Here is a 1548-nt window from a genome sequence, read left to right on the forward strand (position 1 = left end):
ATTATCTATATAATTTAAAAATAGTAAAAATAAGTATAGTTTTACTCAAATCTTAATATTAACAATAAAGAAGTATCAATAAATTAATTTGAGGGGGATAAGGTAATGGGTGATTTTAGCTATAAAGATATTTATGTTGAAGATGGAAAAAGAGTACTGGAAATTAACATACTTCCAGAAAAGTACTGCAACTTTGACTGCATATTTTGTCCTATTGGAAGATCGCAAAATAAGGTAGATACCCAAAAGTCATTTAATAAAATAGAAAGTTCATTGATTGAACTAGAAAGCATAATAGAAAATACAAAACCAGAATTAATTTTTATTAACTCAAAAGGAGAAGCCTTAGTAAATGACAAAATCGATGATATTATTAACTTTATTAAAGGCAAAGGTCTACCTGTAAGGCTGTTTTCTAATGGATATTTATTAGGTAGAGATGAATATATGAAAATTGCCAATAAATGTGATGAAGTTGTTGGAGAACTAAAAATAATAACAGAAGAGGGCTTCCAAAAAATCCAAAGACCTATTGAAGGGTATACATTAGCAAAATATATTTCAAATATGATTGCTTTTAATAAACAATACAAAGGAAAGTTTATATTTGAAATTACTATCATTAAGGGTTATAACGATGATGAAGAATCAATTCAGAGGATAAAAAATATTATCAATAAAATATCTCCTCACAAGATAATTATTGCCAGAATGGAAGATGAAAGATTCAGAAAAAAACTTGGTATAACTGATGAAAGATTTGAAAAAATTTCAAATGCATTACTAAATATTTAGTAATGCTAATACGTTGATTGATGTAGTTTAATTCTTAGAATAATTATTTTAACATTGTTGAAATAGAAACAAAAATTTAATATAATATTGTTAATACACCAACAGATAGGAGGACAGGCCATGGACAAAGAAGAACAGGCCATGATGGGTTTATGGAATATATTTAAAAAAAGAATGTGGCTTGATAGCTTTAAGATGAAAGACAGGCTTAAGGGTTATAATCCTTCTGAAATACATTGTATTGCTTATATCGGAAAAGATGAAGATTCCAATGTGACAAAGCTGGCGGAGTCCTTTGACATGACCAGAGGTGCTATAAGCAAACTAACTAAGAAGCTCGTAAAAAAAGGGCTTATAGAAAGCTATCAGAAGCCGAATAACAATAAAGAAGTCTATTTTAAACCCACCGAGCAAGGAAAAGCAATTTATAATATCCATGAGGAAATGCACAAAGAGTTTAAGGATAGAGATCAACCTTTTTTTGAACAAGTAACCGAGAAACAGCTTGATGTTATACTCGACTTTGCGGAAAAGTATAATATACATTTGGATACGGAAATAAAGAAACTAGGTGTAGATATAAAATTTGATAAACTATAGTTATACAGAGTCCCATTGAAATACATTAAGAAATACGAAATCACTGGCATCCCACCCTCATTGAGGATGGGATGCATTTTTGTATTCAGAATACCACAGGTTTTACCTGTGGTTCTAAAAAGCTTATAGCTATGAGTAGAAAAAAGAAAAACT

2 protein-coding genes are annotated in these 1548 nt (G+C 29.4%); both read left to right on the top strand.

Annotation, left to right across the window (positions count from 1 at the left end):
• Positions 1-105 precede the first annotated feature (105 nt).
• On the top strand, positions 106-795 hold the full coding sequence (locus J5G60_RS18260) for a radical SAM protein (protein ID WP_150359066.1): 690 nt from the start codon (positions 106-108) through the stop codon (positions 793-795).
• A gap of 120 nt (positions 796-915) precedes the next feature.
• The gene (locus J5G60_RS18265) at positions 916-1395 is read left to right on the top strand and encodes a MarR family transcriptional regulator (protein WP_150359065.1); all 480 of its coding nucleotides are present in this window, start codon (positions 916-918) and stop codon (positions 1393-1395) included.
• Positions 1396-1548: the final 153 nt, after the last annotated feature.

This window comes from Clostridium sp. HV4-5-A1G, from assembly GCF_900184915.1.
GTDB lineage: Bacteria > Bacillota > Clostridia > Clostridiales > Clostridiaceae > Clostridium_B > Clostridium_B aromativorans.

Coding starts and splice junctions, on each gene's coding strand:
- J5G60_RS18265 (WP_150359065.1), top strand. CDS start 916: ATGGACAAAGAAGAACAGGCCATGATGGGTTTATGGAATATATTTAAA.
- J5G60_RS18260 (WP_150359066.1), top strand. CDS start 106: ATGGGTGATTTTAGCTATAAAGATATTTATGTTGAAGATGGAAAAAGA.